We start from the raw sequence: 24,291 nt of genomic DNA on the forward strand, positions 1-24,291 counted from the left end.
TGTCTCCTCGGATCGGGTCTTTCGGTTCCCTCCTCACCAGGCGAAGGGGAACTCACCCGATCGAGAATTCCACCGTGACTTGGCCCCAGTCCTACCGCTTGGTGAACTGGGAATGAACCCACGAACAGCAGTGCATTACGTCAAGCGAAACTTACCTAAAAGGATCTCGCACGCTCAGATGGGAGATTCTGCTCAGCCGACGTCGACGAGACTGAGGATCCCCGGTGCCAGGAAGCCCACGGCATCGATGATGAAATGCGCCCACACCAGCGGCATCAGCCTGCCCCGACGCATGAAGTACCACCCGAGGATGATGCCCATGGCGAGGTTGCCGATGAATGGCCCGATGCCCTGGTACAGGTGGTAGCTGGCACGGAAGACTGCCAGGCTGATGATGATCGGCCACATCCCGTAGCCCAAGCGCTGGAGCCGTTCGGCCCCGAAGCCGAAGATGATGACCTCTTCGACGATGCCGTTCTTCGCCGCTGCCAGAATGAGCACGGGAATGGTCCACCAATGATCGCCGAGGTTGGCCGGCTGAATCTCGGCCGTGATCCCCAATGCCCTGCCGCCCGCGTAGACGGCGAGAGTGCCGATGCCGATGATGGTGAAGATGAGCGTTCCGCGGCCGAGGTCCTTTCCGCACTGGCCGTTCACACCCAACCGTGTACTCAGGGGCGGGGCATTCGGGTCGCGAGTCAGCAGATAGAGGGCCATGAGCACTGGTACGAGGGTGAACCCGATGTCGAGGATCTGGTAGACGAGGTCGAAACCGGGTCGCGGCGACATCGAGGTGTTGAGCTTCGCCTGGGCGTCGCTGATCGGACCACGGGTGGTGATGTCGACCAAACGCACGATCGCATAGACCGCCGATTGGCCCAGCGAGAGCGCCGCAATGAGACCGAGCTCGAACCACAGGCGCTTCTTCTCCTGTGGCTCGAGCTCGTCTCTCATGGACCCCACTGTAGTGGGCGAGGCCTCAGTGCTTCGGTTCCTCTCCCGTGTCGGGGCGCTCACCCTGGTCAGGACGCTCAACCGCGGTGTCCGACCCCGCCTCGGCGGTGGTGTCCGCCTGAACTTCTGAGCGCGCACGATCCGCAGAGTCCGGAGGCTGCGCGGCCCTCGCCTCGGCGACGTCGAGAACCTGGCCGCGGGCCATGTTCTTCACGTACTTCTTCTCTCCGCGACTTTCCTTCGCCCCTTCGAGCAGGAGGTAGAGTACCGGCACGAGGATGAGCGTGAGCAGAGTCGAGCTGACGAGACCGCCGATGACGACGATCGCCAGCGGCTTCGAGATGAACACTCCCCCGCCGGTCAGGCCCAGCGCCATCGGCACGAGCGCGAAGATCGTCGCTGCCGCGGTCATGAGGATCGGGCGATAGCGCAGTCTGGCGCCGTGGACGATGGCCGCGCGCAGATCGACGCCTCGCGCCCTGAAGTGGTTGATCAGGTCGATGAGCACGATCGCGTTGGTGACCACGATGCCGATGAGCATGAGCAGACCGATCATTGAGGTCAGGCCCAGCGGAGTATCCGTCAGCAGTGACAGCGCGATGGACCCGGTGGCCGCGAACGGGATCGAAACCAGGAGGATCAACGGCTGCAGCAGCGACTTGAACGTGGCGACCATGATGACGAACACGATGAGGATCGCTGCGAGCATGGCCAGTCCCAGTTGGGAGAACGCTTCGTTCTGCTCCTGGGTGGCTCCACCGGTGTCGACGCTGACCGAGTCGGGGATGTCGACCTCGCCCAGCGCTGACTGCACATCGGCGGAGACGGTTCCCAGGTCGTCGCCGGCAGGGGTCACCGACACCGTGGTCGAGCGCTGCGAATCCGTGTGACGGATCGTCGGCGCGGTCTTGACCTCCTTCACCTCGGCGACGTCACTGAGATCGATGAACCGAGGCTCAGACGTCGGCGCTGGAGCGCCTGCCATGGCGCCCGGGTCACCAGCGGCACCGGCGCCACCACCAGCACCCGCTCCACCGGCTGCACCTGCGCTGCCTTCGGCCCCTCCGGCCTCACCGGCTCCGCCCGCAGCACCAGCACCACCGTCGCCTGCACCAGCAGCGCCTGCCGCGCCAGCGCCACCGGCGGGAGCGGTCTCCTCCGGCTTGCCGGGGATCTTGAGGTCGCGCAGTTCGTCGACCGTGTCGGCGTTGCGGTCGAAGAGCAGCACCGAATGCGACACGTTGTCGATGACGACCTCACCGATGTTCTGGCCGTGCATCGCCCGCTGCACGTACTGGCCGATGGTGGCCTCCGTGAGATTCTCCTCGGCGGCCTTCTCATGATCGACATTGACCTCGATCACGGGCTGGACGGCTTCGAGATCGCTGGTCACCGACTGGGTGCCCGAGACGCCCTCGAGCTTGTCCGTGACTGCCTTCGTCACTTTGTCGAGCTCTTCGACATCCGAAGCGGAGAGCGTGACGTCGATGGTCTGAGCGCCGGGCATCGAGCTCTGACTCTGCACCTCGACCGTTCCCACATCCCCCAGATCGTCGAACTCCTTCTGCAGCTCGTCGGAGATCGACTGGGCAGAGACGCCCGATGTGGAGTTGACGGTGTAGGTGCCGGTCAGCGCCGAATCATCGGTGAACCCGAAGTTCGAGCCCCCGACGGAGAGCTGATAGGACTCGACATCGCTGTTGTCTCTGAGGACCTTCTCGACCGGTTCTGCCTGCCTCGAGGCCTCATCGAGGTCCGTGCCGGGATCGAAGGTCTGAGAGACCTGCAGGCTGTCCTGGCCGGTGTCGCCGAAGAGCTCGGTCTTCAGCTGCGGGACCATCGCTCCCGTTCCGATGAGGAGGAGGACCGCCACGAGGATCATCACGACCGGGTGCTTGGTGGAGAAGGAGATCACCGGCATATAGGTCTTCTGCAGTCGTGTCACCGGAGAATGCATGCCGGCGAGCTCATCGACCTCGCTTCTCCCCTCCGCGGCGGAGTCAATGCCTGACCCCGCCGAGGTGGTGGCAGCACTCGCAGTCGTGGACTCCGTGCCGGGCTCATCATGGCGTCCAGCGGTGAGGATGTCCTGCTTCTTGGACGCCTTCTTCGCGGCCCTGGTCTCGCTCTTCCATTCGGAGAGCATGCCCTTGCGATTGCGGCGGATCTCCTTCTTCTCCGCGCGGGTGAGTTTGACCTTCGCCTCACGCTGCCTCAGGAACCAGTAGGCGAGGACGGGCACGATCGTCAACGCCACGAACAGACTCGAGAGGAGTGCGATGGTGGCTGTCAGGGCGAAGGGTCGGAACATCTCTCCGGTCTGGCCGGAGACAAAGGCCAGCGGCAGGAATACGGCGACGGTCGTCAGCGTGGAGGCGGTGATGGCCCCGGAGACTTCGGAGACCGCGGCGAGGATGTTCGCGAACTTCTCACCACCGGCAGCGTGTCGTCGTCGGATCGCCTCGATGACGACGATCGAATCATCGACGACGCGTCCCACGGAGATCGTCAGAGCACCCAGTGTCAGCATGTTCAGGGTCTCACCACCCATCCACAGACCGACCATGGCGATGAGCAGTGAGAGCGGAATCGAGATCGCCGTGATGATCGTGGCGCGCACCGAGAGCAGGAACACGAGGATGACGAGGACCGCGAAGAACAGGCCCAGTCCGCCTTCGACGAGCAGATCGTGGATCGACTGCTCGATGAATGGCGCCTGGTCGAAGGCGGAGACGAACTCCGTGTTCTCCCCCATCGACTTCTCAAGATCGGGCAGCTTCTGGGCTACAGCGTCGGAAACGTCAACGGTGTTGGCATCGGATTCCTTCATGATCGACACCGACAGTGAGGGCTGTCCGTTGGTGCGGGAGATCGATTCCACGGGCTGGTTCTCGATCGTGACGTCGGCGACGTCTGAGAGCTTGATCGGCTCGTCCTTGCCGCTGATGACGAGATCCTTGATGGCATCCACGGAGCGGATGCGGGTGCCGACCTCGACCGGCGCGGTGCCATCATCGCTCTTCAGCTCGCCCGCCGAGGTGGGGATTCCGTTGGACTGGAGGATGCCGGCGATCTCGTCGAGGTTGGCTCCCTCGTCCTCGAGGTCGTCACGCCGGATGGTGACCTCAACCTGTTTGGTCTTCGCACCGGCGATCATGACCTGGGAGACGCCGTCGATCTTCTTCAGTTCGGGTTCGGCGATGTCATTGAGGTTGGCAGCGAGCTTGTCCTCTTGCGCGTCCGAGGTCACGGACAGGGCAAGGACGGGGATGTCATCGGTTCCGGTCGTATTCACGGTGGGTTCGACACCGTCTGGCAGAGTGGCCTGGACCTGTGAGACCGCACGTTGGAGGGACTTGACGACATCGTCGGAGTCCTCACCGTACTCGGTGCTCACGGTGATCGAGGAGCTGCCTGCCGAGGAGGTCGAGGTCATGTCCTCAACCTCAGGCAGGGCCGTCAGCGCACCTTCGAGAGGATCGGTGACCTCTTGTTCGACGGCCTCGGGAGTCGCACCCTCATACGAGGCGGTGACCGTGGCCTGCGGGTTCTCCAGAGAAGGGAACAGCTCCTGTTTGAGAGCTCCCGCTCCGATGATGCCGAATATGATGGCGACGACCGAGATGAGCGCAATGAGCGCGCGGTTCTTCAGGCTCAAACGGGTCAGAAAACTCAAGTGGTGACTCTCTTGTCGGTGTCGCATGCGCAGGGATCGTCTGCAGGGGATGGTGCTCCGTGAACCAATACTAGTGATTCACACTATCCAAATCACGTGAGCAGATCCTGAGCGCCCGGGCACTGCCGAGCTCAGCTCAGATCGTCCTCAATCCGCTCGTTCTGCTCCACTGTGCGCACCACGCGTGGCCGGGTCTCACGACCGGTGATCCAGTACGCAGCGGCCAGGATGCCGAGGACACCTGTGAGCATGAATGCCCAGGAGTAGTCGAAGTGGTCGACGACGGCACCGGCGATGACGGGACCGAGGATTGCTCCCGCGTCGAGTGCCATCTGGTACTTCGCCAGGACGCGGCCGCCCTTGCGATCGCGTCCGATGACATCGGCAACTGTGGCCTGCTGGGCGGGATTGGCCAGTCCTGAGCCGATTCCGGCGAAGACGGAGAGGAGGAAGAACAGCCAGATCGAGTCTGTGAAAGCCAGCGCCGAGGTGGTCACGCCGAGGACGAGCAGGCCCCATTGGATGAAGGGTTTGCGTCCATAGGTATCGGCGTATCTGCCGACGACGGTGACCGCCGAAGCATTGCCGATCGCGAACATCGTCAGGGCCAGACCGGCGACCGCGGTGTCGGCCTTGAGCGCTTGGATCGCGAAGAGCGGGTAGATGGCCACACGGATGCCCATGGCCGACCAGCCTTGGACGAAGGCAGAGATCAGGGCGGCGCGGTAGGCAGAGTCCTCCCACGCCTGTCTGAACGTCATCACCTCCATCTGCGTCTCGTCCTTCGTTGCTTCCAGGCGAGCGCGCCCGAGCTTGGTCGAGGAGCCTTCTGAGGCGGTGGAGGCGAGGAAAATGCGAACGACGATGGCGGCGATGAGGAGCCCGACGGCGTAGATGATGAACGGGATGCGCATGCCCCATCCGGCCATCGCACCGCCGAGGACGGGGCCGGCAATATTGCCGACGAGGAAGGCCGTGGCATAGGTGCTCGAGGCCTTGGCGCGGGCATTGATCGGGGCCAGCCGGATGATCAGGGCCATCGCTGAGACGGTGAACATCGTGGAGCCGATGCCTCCCAGACCGCGGAAGATCAGCAGCTGCCAGTAGTTCTGGGCGAAGGCGACTGCCGCGGTGGAGGCCGCGACGATGAGGAGACCGGAGATGTAGATGCGTCGCTCACCGAAGGCGTCGACGAGGCGCCCAGAGGACGGTGAGAACACGAACCGGAAGAAGGCGAAGGAGGAGACCACGATCGTGGCGGCGGTGACGCCGAAGTTGAAGCTCGCCGCGAACTGCGGAAGCACGGGGGCGATGATGCCGTATCCAAGAGCCACGATGAAGGCCGCCGCGACGAGGACGTAGATTTCCTTGGGGAGTCGGCGCGAGGCCGCAGTCGACTCTGCCTGTTCGTCGTCGTGGTTCGTCGAGCTGTCGTTGTTCGTCACAGGGTATCGAGGAACTGCTCGGGCTCCGGCAGCGGTCGAGTGCTGTTCGCCATGCGCTGTCGGTAGCGTTCGGGGACCGCTCCGATGTAGAGCCAACCCATGAGCAGTTCCTTGTCCTTGAGCCTGTGGAGTCTGCGCACGGCAGGTTCGTTCGTGAGGTTTCCGCTGCGCCACATGACGCCCCAACCTGCCTGCCACAGAGCGAGTTCGAGCAGGTGACCTACTCCGGCCGCTGTGGCGTGCTGTTCCCATTCGGGGACCTTCGGGTTGTCCCGCGGTGCGGCTACGAGTGCCAGGAGGAGTTCTGCCCGCAGCGGCTTTTCGTTGATCTCACCGGACTTCCGGTGCACTCCACCCGCTTCGTCGAGGGCCGCGCCGAGGCGGATCCTGTCGTCACCGCGGATGATGATGAACCGCCAGGGCTTGAGCCCCTTGTGATCGGCGACCGAGGAGACCGCGTGGATGAGTTCACGCAGATCGGAGTCGTTCGGCGTCTCCGGGTCGAGTTTTGAGATCGAACGTCGGGTGGAGATCGCGTGCAGGACAGGGTCGGCGACGATGTCGATGGAACTCGGGGCCGAATAGTCCGGGCCCAGTCGGCGCGCAGGATGCACCGTCTGCTCGTCCGCTGCCGTTGCCTCTGCTGATGTCGTGGCAGCGGACGAACCTGCGGCCAGCTTCTTCGCCCAGGGACCTGTCTCGCCCTCGAGGAAGTGGGCGCGCACGCGCCCCTTCGTCACCTCGCAGGCACCGTCGTCCTTCGGCTTCTTCTTCTTCTTCGAGCCGCGACGCTCAGACGAGTCCTTGTGTTTCGACATTCAGCTCACCCAATCCGCAAAGGCCTCCCGTGCATGGGACAGCTTCGGATCAATGATGACACGGCAGTACCCGTTGTTGCGGTTCTCGGTGTAGAAGTCCTGGTGGACAGCCTCGGCGGTGTGGAAGATGCCCAAGGGCTCAAGCGTCGTGACGATCGGAGCCTCGAAGATTTCCTGTGCCTCGGCGATGGCGGCCTCGAAGCGCGCCTTCTCCTCTTCGTCGGCGTAGAACATGGCCGACCGGTACTGGGTGCCGACGTCGTAGCCCTGAGCATTGAGGCTCGTGGGGTCGTGTCCGGTGAAGAAGAGGCCCAGGATGACGCTGTCCGGGACGATCTCCGGATCGAATGTCACCTGCAGCGCCTCAGCATGACCCGAGGCGCCTGAACAGACTTCACGGTAGTGCGGATTCGGGGTATGCCCTCCGGTGTATCCGGAGATCACCGAGGTGACTCCTGTGGTCCGCTGGTAGACGGCATCGAGGCACCAGAAGCATCCGGCGCCCAAGGTCAGGGTACGAAGTTCGCTCATACTCCGTACAACGATGAGACGCGCAGGTTATTCCCTGTCGGTACGGAACGTCAGATCGGCTGCGTCGGGCCATTCCGACAACAGTACGAACTCGTCTTCTGTCTCCGTGATGTCGAGGCTGCTCCAATACCCGACTCCTTCTGCGCCGACGTCCACGCCGTCCGGGTGGAGAGTTCCGATGCCAGAATCGGCCGGGAGATCGTCGGAGAGCAGAGGAATCGACTCGGCGTCCCGTTCCGAGAATTCGAGCCGACTGAGATATCCGTCGATGAACTCGAGCCGCAACTCCATCGTCGGCTGCGACTCCTTCGTCCTCACGCCGATGACCGGGTACGTCTGAGTCGCGGGAACTGCCTTGGGACTCGCTGCGCTCGGATAGACGTCGATGCTCGTGATGTCTTCATCGTCGAACAGATGGGCCAGTTGTCCGGAATTCACGGTCACCGGATCAGTACCCGAATGAAGTGCGCTCGGATAGGTGACTCCGACGAAGAATCGGGCCGAATCGAATTGTGCTCGTGCAGCCTCGGCGGCCTGCCCCGACATGGGGTGAGGTTGAGACAGCAGCCGTAGGATGCAAGCGCGGATATGGTCCGGAAGGTCGATTTCGACCTGGCCGTAGTTCAATTGCTCACGGTCTTCGCAGGCCCAGCTTTCGAGCTTGTCGATGACAGCTGCACTGAGTGCGACGAGTGATCCGCTGGCGACGGCGCTCAGCCCTCGCCCCATTCCCGCGGGCAGCCGTGCGTCGATGGCTTCTGTGATCTTCTGAGTCGAGCCCCACAGGCTCCAGCTGATCACCCCGGAGGCTGCGGCAGTCGTGGCGTTGAGGAAGGCCTGCGACCTCGCCGTCGCGTTCTCGTCGAAGTGTTCGTCTGCGGTCGAGTAGCGGACCGGCTCACCTGCATTCTTCCCGAACGGGCCGAACACCGCTCCTCGATCGAACTCGTCACCCGCCCGGCCGAGGAAAGCCTGCGTACCGGTGATCCACGTCAGGCCGGCTGAAGCGAGTGCGTTGCCGAACCTTGCTGTCGATTCATGTTCGGGGGCGAAGTCACGTCGCCGGACGAGCGCGAGAGCACCCGTTCCCGCCGCAGCGATGATGCGAGTGAGTCGGCGATGTCGTTCGGGAATATCGGGAAGACGCATGGAAGCAATTGTCACATGAGCATGCCGCTGGGCAGGGTGAACCCGAGCTCGGCGGCGGCTTTCTGCGTGGACGGTTGGCTCCAGAACCTCGCGACCGAGGTGTTCGTCGACAGGGATCGCATCTCTGCCTTGTCCAGGAACATGATGCCTTCGAGGTGATCGGTCTCGTGAGCGACGATGCGTGCCGACCAACCGGAGACCACCTCGGCGATGGGCGTGCCCTTGAGGTCCTGGCCTCTCAGCTCGATCTCGCGGGGCCGGGCCACGACCGCTTGGTAGCCGGGGATCGAGAGGCAGCCTTCGAAGAACGCGACGTCCTCGGAGGTGGCGGGGGTGTAGTCGGCGTTGAGGACGACGCGCAGGGGCATCGGGGTCCGCTGCCGCACCTCGGCGGTCTCAGGGTCAAGACTTCCGGGGTCTTCGGCCACGAACATCGACAGACCGATGCCCACCTGCGGACCAGCCAATCCCACGCCTGGGGCGGCGAGCATGGTTGCCCGCATCACCTCGGCGAGCTGGGCCAGTTCCGCATCATCGACCTGCCCATCGAAGGGGCGCGTCACCGAGCGGAGGATCGGGTCGCCGGCTTCGACGATCGGGGCCACTCCCCCGCTTGCCTCTGCCGCGGCGAGCACGGAGCGGATCTGAGTGGCGATGAGCGCATCGGCATCATTCATGGTCATGGCCCTTTCGACCGGCTCACACGTCCCGAGCGACGATGAGCTCGGCGTGTTTGAGTAAGGGTGCGTCGATCATCTTGCCTTCGTAGGCGAAGGCGCCCTTCTCGGTCTTCGCGAGTTCGAGCACGGCCTTCGCCCAGGTCAGCTGCTCCTCACTTGGGCGGAACGCATCGCGGACGACGGGAACGTGATTGGGGTGGATGGAGACCTTGCCGCTGAAACCGGACTGCACGGCGTCTTCGGCTTCCTCCCCCAGCCCGTCGAGGTCGGGGATGTTCGCCCAGATCGAGTCGAGGGCGAATCTTCCGTGTGCGCGGGCGGCCAGCAGGGTCGAGTTGCGCACGTGTTTGGCCACGTCGCGGTAACCGCCGTCGGCAGTGCGCGACGATCCACCGCCGAGGTCGGCGATGAGGTCCTCGGATCCCCACATGAGTGCGTAGGCGTTGGGTGCGGCGGCGATCTCGGCGACGTTGACTGCGCCCAGGGCCGTCTCAATCAGTGCGATGACCTGGTAGTCGCCGAGGACCGTGAGGTCGGAGGCGTGCTCGGACTTCGGCAGCATCACGGCCGTGTACTCGGTCTTGGCGAGCATCCTCAGGTCCTCGCCGAGGTGCTCCGAATCCCGGGCATTGATGCGGACCACTGTGCGTGTGGGGTCGAGCGGGTAGTCGATGATCGCTTCGCGGGCGGTGGCCTTGTCGGCGTCGTTGACCGCGTCCTCGAGGTCGAGGATGACGATATCTGAGCGTTCGGCTGCCTTCGTATAGCGGTCGGGGCGGTCGCCGGGGACGAAGAGCCAGGCGGGCTTGAATTCGAGTGCCATCGTGGTGCTCACTTTCCGGTTTCGGGCTGGGTGTTCTTCTCGACTGCTTCGTCGGCGTGACTGGAGTCGAACATCATGGTCTGGCGCACGGCCTTGGCGACGAGGGTCCCGTCCTGGTTGTAGCCGCGGTGCTCCAGGGTCACGATGCCCTGGCCGGGCCTGGACTTCGAGTTGCGCTTGTCGAGGATCGTCGTCTCCGCATACAGGGTGTCGCCGTGGAAGAGCGGAGCAGGGAAGGAGACCTCGGAGAAGCCGAGGTTGCCCACGATCGTGCCCTGAGTCAGCTGTGTGACCGAGAGTCCGATGAGGGTGGAGAGGGTGAACATCGAGTTGACGAGTCGCTGGCCGAAGGGCTCGGTCGCCGCAAAGGCTGCGTCAAGATGCAGAGCCTGCGTGTTCATGGTCACGGCGGTGAACCAGGTGTTGTCCGCCTCGGTGATGGTCCGGCCGGGCGCGTGCTTGTAGATCGCGCCGACTTCCATCTCGTCCAGCCACAGGCCTCGTTGTTCGATGACTTTCTGCTCACTCATGCGTCACTCCTCTGTGTCACTGCTGATCGCCGTGTGTCACTGACCACTTGTCGTGATTTGAGCTTATCGCCTGGGGCCGAACGACAAGTGACCCGGGTCCGCCTGCCGGAACCCGGGTCACCATCCGTCGGAGTCTCACCCAGCGATCTCGGCTTCCAAGACGTTGAAAGCGGAAGTCCACCCGTCGAAGACGCTGTCGACGGCGCCGGAGTCGCTCGGGAGCCCTGTGAGCGTAAAGGTCATCCGCGTCGTCGTCTCGTCGATCTCCTCGAACTCGAGGCTCACAAGCGGAGAAATGTCCTCGTCACCCTGCTTCCCCCAGGTGAAGTCCAATCGCCGAGGTGGCTCGACGTGGCGGTACCTCCCGCCGGTGGGAAACTCCTCACCGGTCTCGTCGACGATCATCGTGTAGGCGTAGATTCCGCCCTCTCTGAGATCGACGCTCACCGATTCCCGCGGGGTGTGCAGTCCCTCCGGGTGATACCAGCGAGCCATGACATCGGGGCTGGTCCAGGCATCCCAGACCCGTTCGCGTGATGCCGCGAAGTCGCGGACGATGGTGAAACCCGGTTCGTCGGTGGCGGATGGGGTGCTGTTGGCGGACATGCTGTTCTTGTTCATGATGGTTCTCCTCCTTGAGTTGATCAATCATCTGTCTGCTCGGTCCGCCCCTCGGAATGCTGATCCCCAACCAGCACCTGGTCGAGGTAGTCGAATCGCTGCCCCCAGTCCTCGCGTGCGGCTAGCAGCCAGTCAGTTGCGCCTGACAGCCGTTCGGCGTTGAGATGCACGATTCTCTGTTGTGCGCTCTTGGCCCTGGTGATCAACCCAGCGTTCTCGAGCACTTTGAGATGCTGCGACACCGCCGGCCTGCTGATGGTCAGCGGTTCAGCCAACTCTCCTGCACTGAGGTCGCCTGCTCGCAGACGATCGATCATCGCCCTCCGAGTCGGATCAGCCAGAGCACCGAACACAGAATCCAAATTCATTTCAGCAATCCCTTAATTAAGTAATTACTACAATACGCCGATGCAATCGACTGTCAAGGGTTTTCTGCGGAACCGGACCGGACGCGTCGACCCGCTAGGCTGGTGGCATCGGCTCAACGACTATCTTCAGGAGAGACATGGATCGCGATTCGATCGAATGCTGGTTGACCGACATGGACGGTGTCCTGGTCAAGGAGAACAATCCCCTACCGGGCGCGGCCGAGCTTCTCGCACAGTGGCGACAGGCAGAGATCCCCTATCTCGTGCTGACGAACAATTCGATCTACACCGCTCGGGACCTCTCTGCCAGGCTCCGGTCGAACGGCCTCGACGTTCCCGAATCGAAGATCTGGACCTCCGCGATGGCCACTGCCGACTTCCTGTCCAATCAGGTCGAGCACGGCACCGCCTACGTCGTCGGCGAGGCGGGACTGACCACGGCGATCCATGAAGCTGGGTTCATCATGACCGAGAAGGATCCGGATTTCGTCGTCGTCGGCGAGACCCACTCCTATTCCTTCGAAGCGATCACCAAGGCGATCCGCCTCATCGACGGCGGTTCACGCTTCATCGTGACCAACCCTGATGCCACCGGCCCCAGCCCCGAGGGCGTCCTCCCTGCCACCGGCGCCATCGCCGCGCTGATCACGAAGGCCACGAACCGAGACCCCTATGTGGTGGGCAAACCCAATCCCATGATGTTTCGTTCCGCGCTCAACCAGATCGGCGCTCACTCGATGAGCACCGCGATGATCGGCGACCGGATGGACACCGACATCATCGCCGGGATGGAAGCCGGCATGCACACGGTTCTCGTCCTCTCGGGGATCTCCACCGCCGAGGATGTGCGCCGCTTCCCATTCCGCCCCAATGAGATCGTCAACGGCGTTCACGATCTCCTTGACGTCCCACTGGATCAGCGAGGGACGCTGGGACCAGACGTCACCGGCTCCGCCTGAGGCCGCCTGCCGACCGAGAAACGGCCCCAGCGTCGAAACACAGGCTCGCGATCAGAGACCTCCGGCGAACAACGGGCTGAGTGTCGAAAAACTCATGTGCACATATGGTTTTCGACGTACAGCCCGATTTTCAACGAGAACCTTCCCCGCACGCAACTGTGCAGTTTAAGACTGTTTGATGATGTTTGATTGCACTTAGAGCAGTTCGAGCGCATACTGACTCCATGTTTCAAGTGCTGACTGCCCAGCAGCTCCGCGAACTCGGCATGACTCGAGCCCAGTTAGCTGAGTCCGCACGGTGCTGCCTGCGCAAGGTCAGGAGAGGCCGCTATGTGATTACTCGCAAATGCGATCAGGAGCACCAGAAGGCAGCAGCGCACCTGTCTGAGGCTGAGGAGACGACGTTCCCCAGAGCCTACGGCGACATCAGGGACCATGCCGAGACACTGCGGCTGCAGATCGCCTGCCGTCGTGATTCGGTTCAACCAGGTGATGTGTTCTCGCATATCTCGGCTGCGCTCATCCACGGCCTCGACCCGATCCTCACGGCAACGCCGAAGGTCGAGATCTCGAGGCGGTCTCCTACCCGCAACTACAACAGCCTCTACATCTACTCTCGTGATCTCTCAGCCGAGGAGACCGCCGATAGTTTCGCCTATCCGGTCACCACGTTGGCGCGCACACTCGCCGACCTTGCTCTCGACCATTCACTCGAAGTCTCAGTGCCACTCATCTCCCAAGCATTGCGCGCCGGATCGGCGTCTCTCCAGGACATAGAAGAACAGCTGGTCAAAGGCCAGCGCGGTCGCAGGAGAGCCCAACTGGCGCTCAAGCTCTCCGACGCTGATTACGAGTCGTCGGCTGAGGCCTTCTGTGCGGTGAAGTTCCATCGACACGGCATCACGGGGATGGTGCCTCAGCTCGACGCTTTCACTGATTCCGGGGAGTTCATCGGTCGCAATGACTTCCGCAACGAGAAGGCACCGGTGGTCGTGGAAGTGCACGGAGTCGGAAAATACTACCTCGATCCCAATGGCCCCGATGAAGCTGCGAAAAGGAATCACCAGCGCAATATGAACCTGCTCAACGCCGGATTCACTGTGTTCAACCTGACCTTCGGCGACCTGTTCCGGCCCCGGATATTCTCCGAGATCAAACGAAGCATCGAGAAGACAGTGCAGTCCATCACTCGCGGCAAAACGGGTTAAGCGTCGAAACACGCACGTGCACAACCGCTATTCGACGCGCAGCCCGCGTATCGCCGGGGGCTGGGGGCTGGGGGCTGGGGGCATGTGATTCGGGCTGACGCGGCCGCCACAGACTCACTGCAGCGACGAGGTCAGCCTCATCACGGACTCCAGGTAGCGGCGAATATAGGGTCGCTGCTCCCATTCCTCGAGGGAGAGCTCACGGCTCGTGCGTTGGTAGTCCACTACCACCTCAGCGATATCGTCGACCAGGTCTCCGCCAGTAGTCAGCAGGCTGATCTCATAGTTGAGGCCGAATGAGCGCATGTCCAGATTCGAGGACCCCATCACCGCGTACTCGTCATCGACGATGAGGCACTTCGTGTGCAGAACCTGCGGCTTCGGGTAGAGGAAGATCCGCACCCCCGCCTCGAGCAGCGACCGGTAGTACGAAGATTGGGCATAGTCGACCATGAACTGATCGGCCTGTTCGCTGACGTAGAGTTCAACGGCGACCCCGCGCTCGGCGGCGGTGACGACGGCGGCCAGCAGGGATTCATCGGGCACGAAGTACGGGCTCACGATCGCCAATCGGTTCTGTGCCAGATACATCAGCGAGCTGAAGACCTTGAGGTTCGGTTCGGTGGTGAAGCCGGGGCCCGAGGGCACGAGCTGCATGGCACTCGTCTGGCCGCCCACATCTGGTTCGTAAGCGTCGCGCTCATAGGACCTGATCCCCAGGGATTCTCCGCACTCGGTGTACCAGTCGGTGGCGAACACCGCTTCGACGGCGGCGACGATGGGTCCGGAGAGTTCGACCATGATGTCGTGCCAGGCCCGCCCGACCTTCACGTTCGCCTTCTTCAGGTACGAGGAGTCGATCATGTTCTGCGATCCCATCATCGCCTTCTTCCCGTCGACGACGAGCAGCTTGCGGTGGTTGCGCAGATCGATGCGCCTGGTCTTGCCGCGCCAGGGGATGAAGGGAAGCATAAGGTGCCAGTCGATTCCGCCGGTGGTCAGGCGCTTGCCCAGACGGTGGAATCCCGGATACTTGCGAGAGCCGATGTGGTCGAAGAGAACTCTGACCTTCACGCCCCGGTCTGCGGCACGTTCGAGGGCCCTGAAGAAGACGTCGGTCGTCGAGTCCCAGGCCATGATGTAGATCTCGACATGCGCGTATTCGCGGGCCTCGTCTACGAGGCTGGCCATCCGCGCGATGCTGGCCTCGTAGTCGGAGATGACACCGTGGCTGTCGCCGGTGACCATCGGCAGGGCCGTGAGTCTGCGCCCGAGCTGGGCGATCGACACGAAGCCGGGGGCGGTCTGCAGCGATCGAGGCACGTCGGGCAGATCGTCGGCACCTTCGTGCATGAGCTCATCGGCCTGGGCCTGGATGCGAGCCCTCCGTCGGTTGATGTAGGGGCTGCCGAGCATGAGGAACAGCGGGATCCCGACGATCGGCACAAACAGGATCAGCAGCAGCCAGGCCGAGGACGACGAGGGCCTGCGGTCCTCAGGGACGACTCCGACGGCGATGATCTTCACCGCGTATTCGACGACGATCCATCCCACGCCCAGGACGGACGCCACGACACTGAGATCCACGCACACCCTCCTGTACTCGGCTTATCCTCTGTTCCACACTAACGGAGCCCGCCCCAGACAGATGACAGCACCGCCCGCCGAGGTGGCCCTGCACCTCCGGACGGAAGTATCGAGCCGCCTCGGCGGGCGGTGTGATTGCGGCTGAGCTCAGATGCCGAGTTCGCGGGCGATGAGCATGAGCTGGACCTCGGTCGTGCCTTCGCCGACTTCGAGGATCTTCGAGTCACGGTAGTGGCGGGCGACGAGGTATTCGTTCATGAAGCCGTAGCCGCCGTGGATCTGCGTGGCGTCGCGGGCGTTGTCCATCGCGGCCTCGCCGGCAACCATCTTCGCAATCGCGGCTTCCTTCTTGAAGGGAAGTCCTGCCATCATGCGCGATGCCGCGAGGTAGTAAGCGGAACGGGCTGCGACGACGCGGGCCTCCATCCGGGCGATCTTGAAGGAGATCCCCTGGAAGTCGGAGATCGGCTTGCCGAAGGCCTGACGCTCCTTCGCGTACTTCACGGATTCGTCGACACAGCCTTGGGCGGCACCGACGGACAGCGCGCCCACAGCGATGCGGCCCTCGTCGAGGATGCGCAGGAAGTTCGCGTATCCGCGACCGCGTTCGCCCAGCAGGTTGGCTTCGGGCACCTGCACGTTGTCGAAGGTCAGCGGGTGCGTGTCCGATGAGTTCCAGCCGACCTTGTCATAGGCGGGCTCGGCGGTGAAGCCGGGGGTGCCCGTCGGGATCATGATCGTCGAGATCTCGGGGACCTCGCGGCCGGAGCCGGAGGTTCGGGTTCCGGTCACGGCGGTGGCTGTGACCAGACGCGTGATGTCGGTGCCCGAGTTCGTGATGAAGCACTTTCCGCCGTTGACCGTCCAGGTGCCGTTCTCCAAGGTGGCCTTGGTCCGCGTGCCGCCGGCGTCGGATCCTGCTTCCGGTTCGGTCAGGCCGAAGGCGGCCAGCCCGGAGGCATCGGTGAGCTTCGGCAGCCATTCGCGCTTCTGCTCCTCGGTGCCGAATCGGTAGATCGGCATTGCCCCCAGGGAGACTCCGGCCTCCAGCGTGATGGCCAGCGACTGGTTGACGCGGGCGATCTCCTCGATGGCAAGTGTCAGCGCGAAGTAGTCCCCGCCCATGCCGCCGTACTCTTCGTCGAAGGGCAGACCGAACAGGCCCATCTGCCCCATCTTCTTCACGAGTTCGTAGGGGAATTCGTGCTTGGCATCGAGTTCGGCGGATACTGGCGCGACTTCTTCGTCGGCGAACTTCGCGACGCCGGCTCGCAGGTCTTCGTATTCTTCGGGCAGCATGCCCGGAACGAAAGCTGTCATGATTTCCTCCCCGCTGTATGCGTGGTCAGTGAGTTTCGGATGGTCAGTTGCTTGCTGCTGCTGCTTCGTCGGCTGCTTCTGCGGCGGCTTCGTCGACGACGGTGGCGAGCACCTCGTCGAGGCCGACCTGGACGCCCTGGACTGCGGTGACGGTGACGATTCCCGTGGCCGGTGCGGTGAGCACGTGCTCCATCTTCATCGCCTCGACGACGACGATCGGATCGCCCTGATCGACGTGGTCTCCGGACTCCACTCTGACCTCGACGACGGATCCGGGCATCGGGGCAAGCACCTCGGCGCCGTCGAGCCCCGGAGTCAGGGACGTATCGGCCTGGGGCCGGGAGAACGCGTAGACGCCCTGGTCGCTGCTGACCCAGATGCTGCGATCGCGAGCATCGGAGAACACTCGTGCGGTGCGCTGAACTCCGTCGATCGTCAGGTGCCAGAGGCCGCTGCCATCGACGAAGACATCGCCGACGTGTGATTCCACTTCGGTCACATCTCCTCCGGAGCTCAGCGCCACGGTGGGACGGAAGTCCGGGCGTGAGGTCCGCCAGGCAGATGGCCTCCCCCACGCCGAGGCGGTCGCGGAGTTCTGCGGCAGCTGAGCTGCCGTAATCGCTCCGGTCAGTTCGGTGCCGGCCTTGCCCCCGGTGACGAGCACGGCCGCAGCGGCAAGCTGACGGTCGTTCTCGCTCGGTGCATGCGCGAGCTGGTCCTCACTGAGGTTGTCGATGAGTGAGGTATCGAGATCGCCGGAGACCACTGCGTCGAGGTTGATGAGCGTGCGCAGGAAGTCGATGTTCGTGACTATTCCCGGTACAGCCGAGGCGGCAAGAGCAGCATCGAGGCGCGCTATGGCTGACGCCCGGTCCGGGGCGTGGACGATGAGTTTGGCGATCATCGGGTCGTAGTCCGAGGCGATCGTCTGTCCGGCTTCGAGCCCGGCATCGACGCGGATGCCCTCGCCTTCGGGGAAGACGACGTCGAGGGCCCGACCGCCGGTGGGCAGGAATCCGCGCGAAGGATCCTCTGCGTAGATGCGCGCCTCGATCGAATGACCGGTCATCGTGATGTCGTCCTGGCTCAGGGCCAGCTCTTCACCTGCCCCGACGCGCAGCTGGAGCTCGACGAGGTCGATGCCCGTGACCTCTTCGGTCACCGGATGCTCGACCTGCAGCCGGGTGTTCATCTCCATGAAGAAGAACTCGTCGGGACGGTCGGCACCGACGATGAACTCGACCGTGCCTGCCCCGCGGTAGCCCACGGACTTCGCGGTCTCACAGGCAGCTTGGCCGATCCGCGCCCGGGTTGCCTCGTCGAGCAATGCCGAAGGAGCTTCCTCGATGACCTTCTGGTGGCGGCGCTGCAGGGAGCACTCGCGTTCGCCGAGGTGGATGACATTTCCGTGTGCATCGGCCATCACCTGGACCTCGATGTGACGCGGGGTCGCGACGAGGCGTTCGAGGAACAGCGTGTCATCGCCGAAGGAACTCGCGGCCTCACGTCTGGCGGTGTCCAGTGCTGCGGACAGTCCGGAGGGTTCGAAGACCGCGTGCATGCCCTTGCCACCGCCACCGGCGGAGGGTTTGATGAGCACCGGGAAGCCGATGTCGGCCGAAGCCGCCAGGAGGGCCTCGTTGCTCATGGCGGCGTCCTTGGTGCCAGGCACCAAGGGAACACCTCGCTGGGAGACGGCGTTCTTCGCGGTGATCTTGTCGCCCATGGTGCGGATGGCTTCGGCACCGGGGCCCAGGAAGACGATTCCTGCGGTGTCACATGCGGCAGAGAAGTCAGCATTCTCGGACAGGAATCCGTAGCCGGGGTGAATCGCTTCGGCGCCGGTGGCTTTGGCCGCGGCGATGACCTTGTCGATGCGCAGGTATGACTCCGAGGCCTGGGCGGGACCCAGGTGCACGGCGGTGTCGGCGGCCTTGACGTGGGCGGCGTGGGCGTCGGCGTCGGAGTAGACGGCGACTGTTCTGATGCCCAGTCGACGGCAGGTGCGGATGACGCGCAGCGCGATTTCGCCGCGGTTGGCGATGAGTACGGTATTGAACATGGATGAGCTCACATTCTGAAAACGCCGTAGCCGCTGGCATTCAGCGGGCGTTCCATGGGTCCGAAACGGGCGAGTTCGAGTGCCAGGGACAGCACCTGGCGCGTGTCGGTGGGTTCGATTATTCCGTCATCCCAGAGGCGTGCTGTCGAGTAGTACGGGTTGCCCTGAGCTTCGTACTGATCGCGGACTGGCTGTTTGAACGTGTCTTCCTCTTCCGCGCTCCAGGTCTCGCCACGGCCCTCGATCTGGTCGCGTTTGACCGTTGAGAGCACGCTGGCGGCCTGTTCGCCGCCCATGACGGAGATGCGGGCGTTGGGCCACATCCACAGGAAGCGAGGCGAGTAGGCGCGACCGCACATCGAGTAGTTGCCGGCGCCGAAGGAGCCGCCGATGACGACGGTGAACTTGGGCACGCGAGCGGTGGCGACGGCGTTGACCATCTTCGCTCCGTGCTTGGCAATGCCGCCGGCTTCGTAGTCGCGGCCGACCATGAAGCCCGAGATGTTCTGCAGGAAGATCAGCGGCACGCTGCGCTGGTCGCAGAGTTCGATGAAGTGGGCGCCCTTCTGTGCGGACTCGCCGAAGAGGATGCCGTTGTTGGCCACGATTCCCACCGGGTGTCCATCGAGGTGGGCGAAGCCGGTGATGAGGCTGGTGCCGTATTCGGCTTTGAATTCGTGGAGTTCAGAACCGTCGACGAGGCGGGCGATGACCTCGCGGACATCGTAGGGAGTCCTCGAATCGACGGGAACGACCGAGGTGAGCTCCTCGGGAGAGTGCAGCGGTTCGCGGGCTTCGACGATGTCCCAGTTGGCCGCCGGCTTCGGTCCCAGCGTGGAGACGATGTCGCGCATGATCTCCAGGGCATGGGAGTCATTGGCCGCGAGGTGGTCGGTGACTCCGGAGACGCGTGAGTGGAGTGTTCCGCCGCCGAGGTCCTCTGCGCTGACTTCCTCACCTGTGGCTGCTTTGACCAGCGGTGGGCCGCCGAGGAAGATCGTGCCCTGTTCGCTGACGATGATCGATTCGTCGGCCATGGCCGGAACGTAGGCACCGCCGGCTGTGCAGGAACCGAGAACGGCCGCCAGCTGTGGGATGCCTGCGGCGGAGAGCGTGGCCTGGTTGAAGAAGATCCGGCCGAAGTGCTCACGGTCGGGGAATACGTCGTCCTGGTTCGGCAGGTTGGCTCCGCCCGAATCGACGAGGTAGATGCACGGGAGATTGTTCTCCTTCGCGATCTCCTGGGCGCGCAGGTGCTTCTTCACCGTGACGGGATAGTAGGTCCCGCCCTTGGCCGTGGCGTCGTTGGCGACGATGATGCACTCGCGTCCGTTGACGCGGCCGATGCCCGTGATGATTCCCGCTCCGGGACTGGCATCGTCATACATGTCGTTGGCTGCCAGGGGCGAGAGCTCGAGGAACGCTGTGCCCGGGTCGAGGAGATTCTCGACGCGCTCGCGTGGAAGCAGCTTGCCGCGGTCGATGTGGCGCTGCCTGGATTTTTCGGGCCCGCCCAGGGCCGTGGCCCGGATCCGCTCCCGGAGTTCAGCGATGAGTTCGGCATGGGCCGCGGCGTTCGCCTGCCCCGTTGCCGGACTGACCGCAGTTCCCACTGCTCTCATTCCACTCCCCATTTCAGTTAATATTTGTTAACTGACTGCTATGATACTGCTCAAAGGCCATTGTGACAATGCGCACGATCGAGCAGACTTCAAGCCGGGTGCGAACGAGGGAGATGAGGTGACGGATATGGAGCTGAAGGCATCTACGCGCTCAGCGACGGCAGAGACGGGATCCGCGAGGACCACCCGCGCAGCGGCGAAGGCCGCGCGTCGTGAGCAGCTTCTCTCGGTAGCGAAGACCCTCTACGCTCAGCATGGTTTCCACGGGGTCCGCCTCGATGATCTGGGCAAGGGTGCCGGTATCTCCGCCCCGGCGGTGTATCGCCATTTCGAATCGAAGGAAGCGGTCCTCGAGGAGCTGCTCGTCGGAATCTCCGAGTATCTGAACTCGGGCGGGGACGCGATCATCGCCCGTCATGAGAACGACGCGGCCACCTCGGCGCTGGACGAGCTCATCGATTTCCACGTCGCCTTCGCCATGAGCGAGCCCGAGCTCATTCGGATTCAGGATCGCGACCTCGCGGCACTTCCCGAGTTTTCACGGCGCACGGTCCGTCGCCTGCAGAGAAGCTATGTCAGCCACTGGGCTGAGGTCGTGGCTCGGGCCAACCCGGATTGGTCGATCGACGCCGCGACGGTACGTGTGCACGCAGTATTCGGCATGATCAATTCGACCCCATACCAGGCCAGGCGTTCTAGCGCCGAGGTGGTCGGGGTCGAATTGCGCGCCGCCGCGTGCGCGGCGCTGGGTATCGCCTGACGTCGTTCAGGGGACGATGACGATCTTTCCGCGAGTATGGCCGGTGGCACTGGCCTTGAACGCCTCGGGCACCTGGTCGAGACCGTAGGTGTCGGCGACTTTGACCGTGAGCTCGCCCGAGTCGACGAGTTCGGCCACCCGCGCGGTCTGCGAGCCGTATGGGCGCACCCAGATGTAGCGTCCTCCGTGTTCGGCCACTGAAGGGTCTGCGACGGAGGCATGTGCTCCGCCGTCTTTCAGTACCGCGAGGGTGGTTTCGAGCATTTCTCCGACGAAGTCGACGACCCCGTCGATCGGGCCGCCCGCGATCTCGAGAACACGATCCCTGAGTCCGTCCCCGTAGGTGACCGGTTCGGCGCCGAGCGTGCGCAGGTAGTCATGATTGACCTCCGACGCGGTGCCGATGACTCTGGCACCGAAAGCCTTCGCGATCTGGACGGCGAAGCCGCCCACTCCCCCGGATGCCCCGTGGACGAGTACGGTCTTTCCGTTGATGTCGCCCAGCGCCTCGAGGGTGCGCAGAGCAGTGCCGCCGGCCAGCGGCAGTCCGCCCGCCTGTTCCCAGCTGAGGCTCTTCGGCTTGGCGGTGACCGCGTGGACGGGCACCGCGACTTTCTCTGCGAAGGTGCCCCCGCCCAGCACATCCTTGCGGGCGTATGCGATGACCTCATCGCCGATGGAGAATTCCGGAGTGTCGAAACCAAGTCCGATGACAACCCCGGCGACATCCCAGCCGGGAGTGACCGGGAACTGGGTCGGCATGACCGGATCGAGGTGACCGCCGACGAGTTTCCAGTCGACCGGGTTCACACCCGCTGCCCGGACCTCGATGAGCACGGATGCCGGCGGGACTTTCGGGTCATCGACATCACGGACCGTGATGTCGTCGAAGTCATCGGTGTACTGGTCGTAGACTGCTGCACGCATAACGGCGGCCTTCCGGTAGTCATCAGTGGATAGCTGATGAACACCGAAAGGCCGCCGACCTATTCCTGCGTGCGGTTCCTACTCGTAGGTGTCGTTCGACTTCGCACGCTCGACGAGCGAAGCCGGCGGTGTGAACCGGTCACCGTAGGCTGCTGCAAGTTCCTTCGCCCGTTCGGCGAAACCGCTCAGGCCGCCCTCGTACTGGTTGACGTATTGGAGCACGCCACCGGTCCAGGCGGGGAAGCCGATGCCGAAGATCGAACCGATGTTCGCATCTGGCACAGAGGTGAGCACTCCCTCGTCGAGGCATTTGATCGTCTCGATCGCTTCGGCGAAGAGCATCCGCTCCTGCAGGTCTGCGAAGGGCTGGGTCGCGGAACCGGAGTCGTACTTCTCGCGCAGGCCCGACCACAGCTTGCCGCGTTTGCCGTCCTCGTCGTATTCGTAGAATCCGGCGCCGTCCTTACGGCCTGTTCGTCCGGCTTCCTCGACCATCCAGTCGAAGACCGCATCGGAGGGGTGGTTCTCGCGCTTTCCTCCGGCGGCTTCGATGGCCTCTTCGGTCTCCTTCCGAATCTTCTGTGACAGAGTCAATGTCAGTTCGTCGAGCAGCTGCAGGGCACCGGTCGGGTACCCGGCCTGCAGTGCGGCCTGTTCCACTGATGCCGGTTCCACGCCCTCACCGACGGCGGCGACCGCCTCGGCGATGAATGTGCCGATGACACGGGAGGTGAAGAAGCCGCGGCTGTCGGTGACGACGATCGGGGTCTTCTTGATCTGCTGCACGAGGTCGAAGGTGCGTGCCAGAGTCTCATCAGAGGTGTTCTCACCACGGATGATCTCGACCAGGGGCATCTTGTCGGCGGGCGAGAAGAAGTGGACGCCGATGAAGTCGGAATCGCGCTCGACTCCGGTGGCCAGGTCGGTGATCGGCAGGGTCGAGGTGTTGGAGCCGAGCACCGCGTCGGAGTCGACGACGTCCTGGATCTCCTGGAACACCTGCTGTTTGAGGGGAACCGATTCGAAGACCGCTTCGATGACGAAGTCGACGCCGGCGAAGTCATCGGCCGAAGCACTCGGCGTGATCCGATCAAGGACGGCCTTGCTCTTCTCCGCTGTGGTCTTACCCTTGGCCAGAGCTGATTCCTCACGCTTGCGCGCGTAGGACTTACCCTTGTCTGCGGCCTCGATCTTGACGTCCTTGAGGACGACCTCGATGCCGGCCTTGGCTGCGGTGTAGGCGATCGCGGCGCCCATCATTCCGGCGCCGAGGACGCCGAGCTTCTTCACCTGGCGCGGTTCGAAGCCATCGGGCCTCGAGCCGCCTGAGTTGATGTGCCCGAGGTCGAAGAAGAACGCCTTGATCATGTTCTTCGCCACGGGGGTGTGAGTGAGGTGGATGAAGTAGCGGGTTTCGACGGCCAGGGCCGTGTCGATATCAACGTAGGCGCCTTCGACGGCGGCGGCGACTGCCGCACGTGGTGCCGGCATCGGCGCACCATTGGTCTGGCGGCGCAACAGGGCAGGCAGCGCGGGCAGCATCGCACCCAGTGACGGTGAGGTGGGTGATCCGCCTGGGATTTTGAAGCCCTTGACGTCCCAGGGCTGAGTCGCCTCGGGGTTGGCCTTGATCCAGGCTTTGGCACGATCTTCGAGCTCGGCCACGGGGGCGAGTTCGTCGATGAGGCCGAGCTTGAGAGCCTCGGCTGCCTTGAACTTCGTCGACGGCAGGATTGCCTTCTGCAGTGCGTTCTGGAGGCCCATCAGGCGTACGGCTCTGGCGACACCGCCACCGCCGGGCAGGAGGCCCAGGGAGACTTCGGGGAATCCAACCCGCAGGCTGGAGACGTCCTCCGCTGCAATGCGGTGATGTGCGACGAGCGCGACCTCGAGGCCGCCTCCGAGTGCGGCACCGTTGATGGCTGCGACGACGGGCTTGCCCAGCGTCTCGAGGCGGCGCATGACCGCCTTCATGTGGTTGGTCAGTGCGGCTTCGGCCTCCGAATTCTCAGGGTCGGCGGCGCGCAGCTTATTGAGGTCTCCACCTGCGAAGAAGGTCTTCTTCGCCGAGGCGAGGACGACGCCGGTGATGTCATCGACGTTTGCTTCGAGCCAGTCCACGACGCCCTCGAAGGCATCCTTGAAATGGTCGTTCATCGTGTTGACCTTGGAATTCGGGTCGTCGAGGACGACGGTGACGATTCCGTCCGAGTCAGTGGAATGGGAGTAAGTCGTTTCAGTGTTCGTCATG

20 protein-coding genes are annotated in these 24,291 nt (G+C 63.5%); 3 read left to right on the plus strand and 17 right to left on the minus strand.

Annotation, left to right across the window (positions count from 1 at the left end; translation table 11 throughout):
• Nucleotides 1-192: 192 nt before the first annotated feature.
• The 11 genes from ACE03M_RS18150 to ACE03M_RS18200 form a co-directional block, all read right to left on the minus strand.
• The gene (locus ACE03M_RS18150) at nt 193-954 is read right to left on the minus strand and encodes a CPBP family intramembrane glutamic endopeptidase (protein ID WP_485935417.1); all 762 of its coding nucleotides are present in this window, start codon (nt 952-954) and stop codon (nt 193-195) included.
• A gap of 25 nt (nt 955-979) precedes the next feature.
• A complete protein-coding gene (locus ACE03M_RS18155; protein WP_485935418.1) occupies nt 980-4,630 on the minus strand; it encodes an efflux RND transporter permease subunit in 3,651 nt (1,216 codons plus the stop codon).
• Between the two features lie 131 nt (nt 4,631-4,761).
• Complete coding sequence (locus ACE03M_RS18160) at nt 4,762-6,075, minus strand: MFS transporter (RefSeq protein WP_485935419.1); 1,314 nt, start codon at nt 6,073-6,075, stop codon at nt 4,762-4,764.
• Nucleotides 6,072-6,893: a nitroreductase family protein gene (locus ACE03M_RS18165; protein ID WP_485935420.1), complete on the minus strand. Its 822-nt coding sequence runs from the start codon at nt 6,891-6,893 to the stop codon at nt 6,072-6,074. Before ACE03M_RS18165 ends, ACE03M_RS18160 begins: the two co-directional genes overlap by 4 nt.
• The gene (msrA, locus tag ACE03M_RS18170) at nt 6,894-7,424 is read right to left on the minus strand and encodes a peptide-methionine (S)-S-oxide reductase MsrA (protein WP_485935421.1); all 531 of its coding nucleotides are present in this window, start codon (nt 7,422-7,424) and stop codon (nt 6,894-6,896) included.
• Between the two features lie 27 nt (nt 7,425-7,451).
• On the minus strand, nt 7,452-8,573 hold the full coding sequence (locus ACE03M_RS18175; RefSeq protein WP_485935422.1) for a hypothetical protein: 1,122 nt from the start codon (nt 8,571-8,573) through the stop codon (nt 7,452-7,454).
• A gap of 11 nt (nt 8,574-8,584) precedes the next feature.
• Entirely contained in the window at nt 8,585-9,256 is a 672-nt protein-coding gene (locus ACE03M_RS18180) for a peptide deformylase (RefSeq protein ID WP_485935423.1), read from the minus strand.
• A gap of 16 nt (nt 9,257-9,272) precedes the next feature.
• Nucleotides 9,273-10,076, minus strand: coding sequence for an HpcH/HpaI aldolase/citrate lyase family protein (locus tag ACE03M_RS18185; RefSeq protein ID WP_485935424.1), 804 nt, complete (start codon nt 10,074-10,076; stop codon nt 9,273-9,275).
• Between the two features lie 8 nt (nt 10,077-10,084).
• On the minus strand, nt 10,085-10,606 hold the full coding sequence (locus tag ACE03M_RS18190; protein ID WP_143922075.1) for a MaoC family dehydratase: 522 nt from the start codon (nt 10,604-10,606) through the stop codon (nt 10,085-10,087).
• Between the two features lie 135 nt (nt 10,607-10,741).
• Nucleotides 10,742-11,227, minus strand: a complete 486-nt coding sequence (locus tag ACE03M_RS18195; RefSeq protein WP_485935425.1) for an SRPBCC family protein — start codon at nt 11,225-11,227, stop codon at nt 10,742-10,744.
• A 23-nt stretch (nt 11,228-11,250) separates the two neighbouring features.
• Nucleotides 11,251-11,595 carry an ArsR/SmtB family transcription factor gene (locus ACE03M_RS18200; RefSeq protein WP_485935426.1) on the minus strand — a complete coding sequence of 115 codons (345 nt, stop codon included), beginning with the start codon at nt 11,593-11,595 and terminating at the stop codon, nt 11,251-11,253.
• A 137-nt stretch (nt 11,596-11,732) separates the two neighbouring features.
• Between ACE03M_RS18200 and ACE03M_RS18205 the strand changes: the two genes are divergently transcribed.
• The gene (locus tag ACE03M_RS18205) at nt 11,733-12,554 is read left to right on the plus strand and encodes an HAD-IIA family hydrolase (RefSeq protein WP_143922078.1); all 822 of its coding nucleotides are present in this window, start codon (nt 11,733-11,735) and stop codon (nt 12,552-12,554) included.
• Nucleotides 12,555-12,778: 224 nt separating this feature from the next.
• Nucleotides 12,779-13,762, plus strand: a complete 984-nt coding sequence (locus ACE03M_RS18210; RefSeq protein WP_485935427.1) for a hypothetical protein — start codon at nt 12,779-12,781, stop codon at nt 13,760-13,762.
• 114 nt (nt 13,763-13,876) lie between these two features.
• On the opposite strand, the gene cls is transcribed toward ACE03M_RS18210, so the two are convergent.
• The 4 genes from cls to ACE03M_RS18230 all read right to left on the minus strand — a co-directional run bounded on the left by cls (nt 13,877) and on the right by ACE03M_RS18230 (nt 20,353).
• Nucleotides 13,877-15,349, minus strand: coding sequence for a cardiolipin synthase (gene cls, locus ACE03M_RS18215; protein WP_485935428.1), 1,473 nt, complete (start codon nt 15,347-15,349; stop codon nt 13,877-13,879).
• 147 nt (nt 15,350-15,496) lie between these two features.
• Nucleotides 15,497-16,669 (minus strand): acyl-CoA dehydrogenase family protein, encoded by a 1,173-nt coding sequence (locus tag ACE03M_RS18220; protein WP_143922081.1) that lies wholly within the window; start codon nt 16,667-16,669, stop codon nt 15,497-15,499.
• 43 nt (nt 16,670-16,712) lie between these two features.
• Complete coding sequence (locus tag ACE03M_RS18225) at nt 16,713-18,731, minus strand: acetyl/propionyl/methylcrotonyl-CoA carboxylase subunit alpha (protein ID WP_485935429.1); 2,019 nt, start codon at nt 18,729-18,731, stop codon at nt 16,713-16,715.
• An 8-nt stretch (nt 18,732-18,739) separates the two neighbouring features.
• Nucleotides 18,740-20,353, minus strand: a complete 1,614-nt coding sequence (locus ACE03M_RS18230) for a carboxyl transferase domain-containing protein (protein ID WP_485935430.1) — start codon at nt 20,351-20,353, stop codon at nt 18,740-18,742.
• A 127-nt stretch (nt 20,354-20,480) separates the two neighbouring features.
• Between ACE03M_RS18230 and ACE03M_RS18235 the strand changes: the two genes are divergently transcribed.
• Complete coding sequence (locus ACE03M_RS18235) at nt 20,481-21,113, plus strand: TetR/AcrR family transcriptional regulator (RefSeq protein WP_143922084.1); 633 nt, start codon at nt 20,481-20,483, stop codon at nt 21,111-21,113.
• A gap of 6 nt (nt 21,114-21,119) precedes the next feature.
• Here ACE03M_RS18235 and ACE03M_RS18240 read toward each other — a convergent pair whose 3' ends face one another.
• Together ACE03M_RS18240 and ACE03M_RS18245 are read right to left on the minus strand one after the other, a co-directional pair.
• Nucleotides 21,120-22,040, minus strand: coding sequence for an NADP-dependent oxidoreductase (locus ACE03M_RS18240; RefSeq protein ID WP_485935431.1), 921 nt, complete (start codon nt 22,038-22,040; stop codon nt 21,120-21,122).
• A gap of 78 nt (nt 22,041-22,118) precedes the next feature.
• A complete protein-coding gene (locus tag ACE03M_RS18245; protein ID WP_485935432.1) occupies nt 22,119-24,290 on the minus strand; it encodes a 3-hydroxyacyl-CoA dehydrogenase NAD-binding domain-containing protein in 2,172 nt (723 codons plus the stop codon).
• Nucleotide 24,291 lies beyond the last annotated feature (1 nt).

Source organism: Brevibacterium sp. AGC70 (assembly GCF_057334195.1).